Source organism: Streptomyces sp. 3N207 (genome assembly GCF_052246355.1).
Taxonomy (GTDB): Bacteria; Actinomycetota; Actinomycetes; order Streptomycetales; family Streptomycetaceae; genus Streptomyces.
On record NZ_JBQQBV010000001.1, the window covers coordinates 686,228 to 694,462 of the forward strand.

An 8,235-nucleotide genomic window follows, 5' to 3' on the forward strand; every position below is an offset into this window, starting at 1 on the left:
GAACTGAAGCGACGTTTTTGGCAACTAGGTGTAGCGCAGCCTGTACGAAGCGTTATTCTCCTCAGACGCAATTCGGTACCCATCCGTCCCTACGCCGGGTGACTGGTCCCGCACTGCACGTGATGGAAGCTCTGCCTCTGGGAGTCCCGTGTACCCACACGTCGGGGTTGACGCCTCGGGCCTGGCTACGCTGCGCACGACAGTCATCGACCAACTGCGTGCGTTCGTCCCCACCGCGTACGCCGTCCCTGCCCTCGCCGCAACAACCGCACCTGTCCCCGCAGGGGCCTCAACTGTCCCCGCAGGTCCCTGCCATGCCCTCGCCCGCCGCGCTGCCCGCGCCATGACCACCGCGGCCGGACCGGCCGCCTCCGCCACGTCCCCGGCGGCATCGTCCCGTACCTCCTCCTCCACGACCACGCCTACCGCCGCACGCACCGCTGCGTCCGCCACGTCCGCCGCCTCCTCGTCCGCCTCCTCGTCCGCCTCTTCGGCCGCCCGCTCGAACACGGCGACCGCGTCCCGGGCCTCCACCGCGAGCGGCAGGCGCGCCCGCGGCACCGGAGCGGCCGCACGGCGCCCCGCCGCCTCCGACACCGACAGCCGCCGCATGATGGACCTGGTCGAACGCGCCCAGGACGGCGAGGCCGAGGCGTTCGGCAGGTTGTACGACCAGTACAGCGACACCGTCTACCGCTACATCTACTACCGTGTCGGCGGCCGGGCGACCGCCGAGGACCTGACCAGTGAGACTTTTCTGCGCGCCCTCCGCCGCATCGGAACCTTCACCTGGCAGGGCCGCGACTTCGGGGCCTGGCTGGTGACCATCGCCCGTAATCTCGTCGCCGATCACTTCAAGTCGAGCCGCTTCCGCCTCGAAGTGACCACCGGCGAGATGCTCGACGCCAACGAGGTCGAACGCTCCCCGGAGGAGTCGGTCCTTGAATCCCTCTCCAACGCCGCCCTGCTGGAGGCCGTACGTAAGCTCAACCCCCAACAGCAGGAGTGCGTAACGCTCCGATTTCTCCAAGGGCTCTCCGTGGCCGAAACGGCCCGGGTGATGGGCAAGAACGAGGGCGCCATCAAGACGCTCCAGTACCGCGCCGTCCGCACCCTGGCCAGACTCCTCCCCGACGACGCGCGCTGAGCACCCGACCGTCGACTGTCGGCCATCGACCCTCGCACCGGTCACATCATCGTGACATCCGACTCCGTAACCCGAGTGGCTTGCGCTCGTTGTCGGGGTTGCAGACTCCCCGTAGCCGCGGCCCGGGCCGCACTCGCCCCTGAGTGAGCGCGGTCGGCCACGCTCATGGCTGTGTGCCGGGGAGCCGACCGTGCTGACGAGAGGAGGTGCCGCCGGTGATCGGATCCGTGCCGACGAGCCGACGGGCCATCGCCTTCGCCCAAGCCCTGGACGAGCAGGAGCGCGACGCGGGCGCGGCGGCCGATGCAGGGCCCGAGGGGTCCCCGGTCGGGAGTACCTCCCGGCCGAAGTCCCCCAGCTACCTCCCCCAGGAGGGGCCCCCAGGGGCGGGGAGGGGCGAAGAGGCACCGCCGACGGACACACCGCACAGCCACCGGGCCGGCGGTTCGGACCGGTCGCTGCTGTCCCTGGCGGACTCGCTGGGCGGGCTCCCCAAACCGGAGTTGGCCCCCGAGGTCAAGACGGTGCAGCGGGCCCAGCTGATCGCCGCCATGGAGGCCGCCTTCGCGGAAGGCGAGACGGCAGCACACGGCGCACGCTTCCCCGAACAGCGCGACGCCCGTTACGGCTCCCGCAGCCGGGGCGGCGCACACCGCGCACCCGGCCTCGGACCGCTGAGCAAGCTGCGGCCCAAATCCCGGCTGGGCAAGGGCCTCGCAGCCGGCGGGCTGAGCGTCGGGGTCGCGGCCAGCGCCTTCGGCGGCGCCACGGCGGCCAGCACGGACGCCCTGCCCGGCGACTCGCTCTACGGCCTCAAGCGCGGTATGGAGGACCTCCAACTCGACCTTGCGGGAGACGACGCCGACCGCGGCAGCCTCCTGCTGAACCACGCCTCCACACGGCTGGCCGAGGCCCGCCGCCTGATGGAGCGCGACCGCTCCGGCGAGCTGGACCATGAGGCGCTCGCCGAGGTCCGCAAGACCCTCTCCGGGATGCGGCACGACGCCTCCGAGGGGCACCGGCTGCTGAGCGCCGCCTACCAGCGGAACGGCGATCTGGCGCCGATCCGGTCGCTGTCCACGTTCTCCAAGAACCACCGCGCGGGCTGGACCCGGCTGCGTGACCGGCTGCCGATGCAGCTGCACGATGTGAGCGACGAGGTCAGCTCCGTCTTCGACGCCATAGACCAGGACGTGAGCCCGCTGCGCTCGCTCCTCCCCAAGGAACGGGAGGACGCCACGCCCGAACGCGAGCCGGGCACCGGCGACCGCACGGGCGAGGAGCAGCCCTCCACTTCACCGAGCTCTCCGTCCACCGACGACATCGCGGGGCGGCAGGCCGATGGCAGCGAGGAGCCGTCGCCCTCGGACTCGCAGCGCGAGAGCGAGGGGCTGCTCGGCGGCGGACTGCTCGAACCGTCCGAGAACCAGGGCAGAGAGGACAGCCCGTCCCACTCCGGCAGCAATTCGGGCAGCCCGTCCACACCCGGCGGCGCGCCCGAGGTGACCCTGCCTCCCCTCGTCCCGGATGTCCTGCCCCGCCTCGGCCTGGGCGGCAACGGCAGCTAGCCGCGGCAGCACATCGGGCAGGTGCGGCGGCGATCGGTTTTGCAGCGTTCACGAAAGCGCGCGGAAGCAGCGCTGGGACGAAACACTCGGAAACGCTCAGAAAAAGACCGACCGCCGCCGCACCAGCAGTTTGTAGAGCGTGTGCTGAATCGTTTCCCTCACCTGGTCGGTGAGGTTGAACATCAGCATCGGATCCTCCGCGGCCTCCGGCGGATAGCCGTCGGTGGGTATCGGCTCGCCGAACTGGATCGTCCACTTCGTCGGCAGCGGCACCGCACCAAGCGGGCCGAGCCAGGGGAAGGTGGGCGTGAGGGGGAAGTACGGGAAGCCGAGCAGCCGCGCGAGAGTACGGGAGTTGCCGACCATCGGATAGATCTCCTCGGCGCCCACTATCGAGCACGGCACGATCGGCGCGCCCGCGCGCAGGGCCGTGGAGACGAAGCCGCCCCTCCCGAACCGCTGGAGCTTGTAGCGGTCCGCGAAGGGCTTGCCCAGCCCCTTGAAGCCCTCCGGCATCACCCCGACGACCTCGCCCCGCTCCAGCAGCGTCTGGGCGTCCTCCCCGCAGGCGAGCGTGTGCCCGGCCTTGCGCGCCAGCGTGTTGACGAGCGGCAGTACGAACACCAGGTCCGCGCCGAGCAGCCGCAGATGGCGGTCGGCCGGATGCTGGTCGTGCACGGCGACCTGCAGCATCAGCCCGTCCAGCGGCAGGGTCCCGGAGTGGTTGGCGACCACGAGCGCGGCGCCGTCCGCGGGTATGTTCTCCACCCCGCGCACCTCGACCCGGAAGTACTTCTCGAAGACCGGGCGCAGCAGCGTCATCAGGACCTGGTCGGTCAGCTCCTGGTCGTAGCCGAAGTCGTCGACCTCGTACTCTCCGGTGATCCTGCGCCGCAGGAAGGCGAGGCCGTGCGAGGCCCGCGTCTCCCAGTCCGTGCCGAGCACCCGCTCCAGCAGCCCGGAGAGCTCCCCGGCAGCCGGCTGCTGTGCGGACTCCGTCCCGGAAGCGTCGTCCGTCCCGTCCGGCTCGCCCTGTACCGGCGGCTCCTTTGGGCCCTGGGCCGCGTCCGGCTGCTGCTCCGGCACGGTCGTCAGCCGGGAGCGCCGGGTTGAGCGGCCACTGCTGCGACGGCCGCCACGGCCCGCGTCCGAGCCGCCTCCGGAACCCGGACCGGGACCCGAACCCGAACCGGTCTGCGGGGCGGAACCGGTGGCGTCGGGGGGCTTCGGAGCCCCGGAGCGGCCCGTACGGGAGGAGCGGCTGCCGTCCCCCGGACTCCGTCCGGACGAGGCCCCCGAGCCGCGCGAGCGGTCCCGGTCGTCGTCGAAGGGTATGACCTTCGCGTCAGTCATCCTGGCGCACCTCCTCTGGCCCTGCCGCGGTGGCGCTCGACGCCTCCGGGCCAGGCGTTGCCGGCAGCAGTGCCGCGAACCGGTCGACCGCCTCGGCGAGCCTGCGCGGCGGGAGCAGACCCGGGCCGCGCTCCCGTAGGAAGGCATCCAGCGTCTGGGCGGTCGTCCGGCGCGGGGTGAAACCCAGCACGTCGCGCGCGTGGGCGGTATGTACGACGCGCCCGTGGGTGAGCAGCCGTATCTGCTCGGGCGAGAAGTCCGTCGCACCCACCGAACGCAGCGCGCTCCGGCTCCACCGGATCGCCGGCAACAGCATGGGCACCGTCGGCCGCCCCAGTCGCCGGGCGCACTGCGACAGCAGCAGGACGCCGTCTCCGGCGATGTTGAACGTACCGGCGTTGAGCGTGCCCTGGCGCGGCTCGCCCGCCGCCAGCCGGAGCACCTCGATCACATCGTCGTCGTGCACGAACTGCAGCCGGGGGTCGTATCCCAGCACTGTGGGCAGTACGGGCAGCGAGAAGTACGCGGCGAGCGGCGACTCGGCCGCGGGGCCGAGGATGTGGGCGAAGCGCAGCACGGTCACGGCGACGTCCGGGCGGCGCCGCGCGAATCCGCGTACGTACCCCTCGACTTCGACGGCATCCTTGGCGAAGCCCCCGCTCGGCAGGTCCCTGACAGGCGTCGCCTCGTCGAAGACGGCGGGGTCACGAGGCGCGGAACCGTACACACTCGTCGTCGATTTGATCACCAGACGACTGACAGTGGGCGCCTTCTGACAGGCACCGAGCAGCTGCATGGCACCTATGACGTTGGTCTCCTTGACGGTGCCGCGCCCGCCGCCCCCCAGTGTCGGCGGGGTGCCGTGCACATCCATATGGACGACGGTGTCGACTGCGTGCTCGGCCAGCACCTTGCCGATGGCCGGCTGCCGGATGTCGGCCTGTACGAAGTCCGCGCCGCCCAGCTGGTGCGCGGGGGCCTGGGCGTCCACGCCGATCACCCGGTCCACGTCGGGATCTCGCTGGATACGACACACGAAGCGGCCACCGAGCGGTCTGGCCACCCCGGTGACGAGCACGACCTTGCCCACGATCCCTCCCTGACACCCGGATACGGTCAGCGCCCCGTACGAGCCGCACCGCGAATCCATAGCAGAACCGCCGCCTTTCTCCCCGCGCGGAGAGAAAGGCGGCGGTCAGTGGCGTGCGGTGCGCTCGCTCACTTCTTGTTGCGACGCTGCACTCGCGTCCGCTTCAGCAGCTTGCGGTGCTTCTTCTTCGCCATCCGCTTACGCCGCTTCTTGATGACAGAGCCCACGACTACCCTCGCTCACGGATCATCCCCGCATAGCGCGGGGCGAACTCATTTCGATACTCGGTGCGGGGCGTCCGAGCCCACACGACCTACATGGGGCCACCCTACCCGCCACCCGGGAACGGACGTGAATCGAGGGTGCACCGGGACTCCGGTGCAGCGATGACCGAGCGCACACCCGATATCGGCCTAGGCGCTCTCCACCCCCACGTACGACTCCTCGAGGTACTCATGGACAGCCTTCTCCGGCACCCGGAAGGACCTGCCCACCCGGATCGCCGGCAGATGACCGCTGTGCACCAGCCGGTACACGGTCATCTTGGAGACTCGCATCACCGCGGCGACCTCCGCCACGGTCAGAAACACGACCTCGTTCAACGGCCGTTCGTCAGCAGCCATGTCACACCTGAACCTTCCGCACATGTCGGGCACCGGCTTCCCCTCCGGTGTCTCCTGCTCGCATGTGCGCTCCTCCCCAGATTAGGGGCGCGTGATGCAAGTGGTGAAGAGGAGTAGGGATCGTCCGCCTACCGTGACAGACACGCTCGATTGAGTACATAGCGAGTAAGCGCGCGGTAGTAGTCGGACTGCGCAGCGTCATCCGACGGAACGCCCGGGCGCCCTCGCCCCTTGACTGACTCCCGCGGTCCCGCGCCGAGCGCCGCCCCCTGCGCACCCGGCGACCCGGTAGCCCCGTTACAGCGCTGACCTGCACTGACGGCTCAACCATCGCCCCTTGCAGGTCGGTTGACGGTGGCTTGCCCCGCGCCACCACGTTGGGCGGCGCCACCCGGGCGAGAGGAGGGGCGCACGCCTTCGCGCCCCCGCGCACAACGGCCTGGGCGGGCGCTGGTTTCGCAGAACAGCACGACCCCTCTTGCGTAGGAGAAGCCGCACTGACGTACCCCGAATTGCATCGCTATGTCGACACGTCTCCCCTGCGACAGTGCTAGGACGAGGCATCCCGGTGCCGACAGGGATGAGGCCAATGTGGCGTAGTTGACCAGGAGTCGGTCAGGAGACATCCCCGAGCCGACACCCAGCTTGCGACCCACGCCGTCGTCGACGCTGACACAACCCGAGCGCCATCCGCCCGGAAACGGTCCCGGAACTGCCGATACCCCGCACCGGCCGTCCCGCAACCGAACCCTCCCGGAACTGTTCGCTCCCATACCGTCATTGCACCGTACGCCCCACCGGCAGGCCGACCCGGCAGCGACCGGCTGCGCGACCGGCCGGGACCGCGTACCAGCCGGGGCTACGGCAACCGGCCGGGCCCGCGGGCTACGGCAACAGACCGTGCGCCGGGAACACCGCCCGTCGGGTCGCCCGCACCGCCTGGTCCAACCGGTCCGCGGGGTCGTACCCCTCGCTCCAGTCCCGCCAGCGCGGCTCGCGCCCGTCCGTCATCCGCTGCGGGGCGCCGGCGCTGCCCGTACGCGCATAGACCTCCTGCCGCCACTCGGCAGGCACTTCGGTCTCCCGCGGCACCGGCGCCCCCGCCGCGATCGCCACCAGATGCGTCCACGTACGCGGCACCACATCGACGACCGCATAGCCGCCGCCCCCGGTCGCCAGCCACCGGCCCTCGGTGTACGTATGAGCCCACTCGTGTGCGGCTTCGGCCGCGAGCCGCTGTGCGTCCACGCTGACCGCCAAGTGGGCCAAAGGATCCTCGACATGGGTGTCTGCACCGTGCTGCGAGACCAGCACCTGCGGCTCGAAGGCCCCCAACAGCTCCGGCACTACCGCGTACACTGCACGCAGCCATGCCTCGTCCCCGGTACCCGGCGGCAGCGCCACATTCACCGCGCTGCCCTCCGCGCCCTCGCCACCGCACTCCTCCGGCCATCCGGTACCAGGAAAGAGCGTACCCGGGTGCTCATGCAGCGAGATGGTCAGCACGCGCGGGTCGTTCCAGAACACGTCCTGGACACCGTCCCCGTGGTGCACATCCAGATCGACGTACGCCACACGCTCGGCCCCGAGCTCCAGGAGCCGGGCGATGGCGAGCGCGGGGTCGTTGTACACGCAGAAGCCCGACGCGCTCTGCGGCATCGCATGGTGCAGCCCGCCGGCGAAGTTCACAGCATGCTGCGCCTTGCCCTGCCACACGGCCTCGGCCCCGCCCACCGACTGCCCGGCAATCAGCGCGGAAACCTCATGCATACGGGGAAATGCGGGATCGTCCGGGGTGCCGAGGCCGTATCTCTGCTCAGCGGACGCGGGATCGAGGGACGCGCGGCGGACGGCGTCGATGTAATCGGGGCGGTGGACCAGCCGTAGCGTCGAATCCCCGACGGGCTTCGCAGCGACAACGCTCAAGTCCGGGCTGCGCTCCACCCCCAGTGACTCGATCAGGCGCTTGGTCAGCGCGAGCCGTACCGGGTCCATCGGATGGCCACGGCCGAAGTCGTAGCCGGTGACACCCTCATCCCACATCAACTGCGCGCGGCCGCTCATGCCCGCCACCGTATCGGGCCGTGCCTGGACATGGAAAAGCCCCGTTGGCGTCAGCCAACGGGGCTTTCCTCACAAAGAGTTCGGCGGTGTCCTACTCTCCCACACGCTCCCGCATGCAGTACCATCGGCGCTGAAAGGCTTAGCTTCCGGGTTCGGAATGTAACCGGGCGTTTCCCTCACGCTATGACCACCGAAACACAGCGAAACACACAACACAGCCAGCAACACCACCCATAAAAAGGTGTGTGTCGGGGGTTGTTGTTTCAGAACCAACACAGTGGACGCGAGCATCTATGGACAAGCCCTCGGCCTATTAGTACCGGTCACCTCCACACGTTACCGTGCTTCCAGACCCGGCCTATCAACCCCGTCATCTCCAGGGAGCCTTAC

Annotated in this window: 7 protein-coding genes and 2 rRNA genes; 2 read left to right on the forward strand and 7 right to left on the reverse strand. The window is 70.0% G+C overall.

Annotated features, from left to right (window positions below):
• Positions 1-148: 148 nt before the first annotated feature.
• Entirely contained in the window at positions 149-1,147 is a 999-nt protein-coding gene (locus ACTWP9_RS03165; RefSeq protein WP_443244353.1) for an ECF subfamily RNA polymerase sigma factor, BldN family, read from the forward strand.
• 215 nt (positions 1,148-1,362) lie between these two features.
• A complete protein-coding gene (locus tag ACTWP9_RS03170) occupies positions 1,363-2,715 on the forward strand; it encodes a DUF5667 domain-containing protein (RefSeq protein WP_443244354.1) in 1,353 nt (450 codons plus the stop codon).
• A 96-nt stretch (positions 2,716-2,811) separates the two neighbouring features.
• Here the strand turns inward: ACTWP9_RS03170 and ACTWP9_RS03175 are convergent, their stop codons facing one another.
• From ACTWP9_RS03175 to ACTWP9_RS03205, 7 genes are all read right to left on the reverse strand, one after another.
• Positions 2,812-4,068, reverse strand: coding sequence for a lysophospholipid acyltransferase family protein (locus tag ACTWP9_RS03175; RefSeq protein ID WP_443244355.1), 1,257 nt, complete (start codon positions 4,066-4,068; stop codon positions 2,812-2,814).
• Positions 4,061-5,158, reverse strand: a complete 1,098-nt coding sequence (locus ACTWP9_RS03180; protein WP_443244356.1) for an NAD-dependent epimerase/dehydratase family protein — start codon at positions 5,156-5,158, stop codon at positions 4,061-4,063. Before ACTWP9_RS03180 ends, ACTWP9_RS03175 begins: the two co-directional genes overlap by 8 nt.
• A gap of 128 nt (positions 5,159-5,286) precedes the next feature.
• Entirely contained in the window at positions 5,287-5,385 is a 99-nt protein-coding gene (locus tag ACTWP9_RS03185; protein ID WP_003948845.1) for a 30S ribosomal protein bS22, read from the reverse strand.
• 186 nt (positions 5,386-5,571) lie between these two features.
• Positions 5,572-5,781: a helix-turn-helix domain-containing protein gene (locus tag ACTWP9_RS03190; RefSeq protein WP_157846443.1), complete on the reverse strand. Its 210-nt coding sequence runs from the start codon at positions 5,779-5,781 to the stop codon at positions 5,572-5,574.
• 885 nt (positions 5,782-6,666) lie between these two features.
• Positions 6,667-7,845 carry an acetoin utilization protein AcuC gene (locus ACTWP9_RS03195; RefSeq protein WP_443244357.1) on the reverse strand — a complete coding sequence of 393 codons (1,179 nt, stop codon included), beginning with the start codon at positions 7,843-7,845 and terminating at the stop codon, positions 6,667-6,669.
• A gap of 78 nt (positions 7,846-7,923) precedes the next feature.
• Positions 7,924-8,040: ribosomal RNA gene (rrf, locus tag ACTWP9_RS03200) — 5S ribosomal RNA — on the reverse strand.
• Between the two features lie 98 nt (positions 8,041-8,138).
• Positions 8,139-8,235, reverse strand: a 23S ribosomal RNA gene (locus ACTWP9_RS03205); the annotation flags it as partial.

Coding starts and splice junctions, on each gene's coding strand:
- ACTWP9_RS03190 (WP_157846443.1), bottom strand. CDS start 5,781: ATGGCTGCTGACGAACGGCCGTTGAACGAGGTCGTGTTTCTGACCGTG.
- ACTWP9_RS03175 (WP_443244355.1), bottom strand. CDS start 4,068: ATGACTGACGCGAAGGTCATACCCTTCGACGACGACCGGGACCGCTCG.
- ACTWP9_RS03195 (WP_443244357.1), bottom strand. CDS start 7,845: ATGAGCGGCCGCGCGCAGTTGATGTGGGATGAGGGTGTCACCGGCTAC.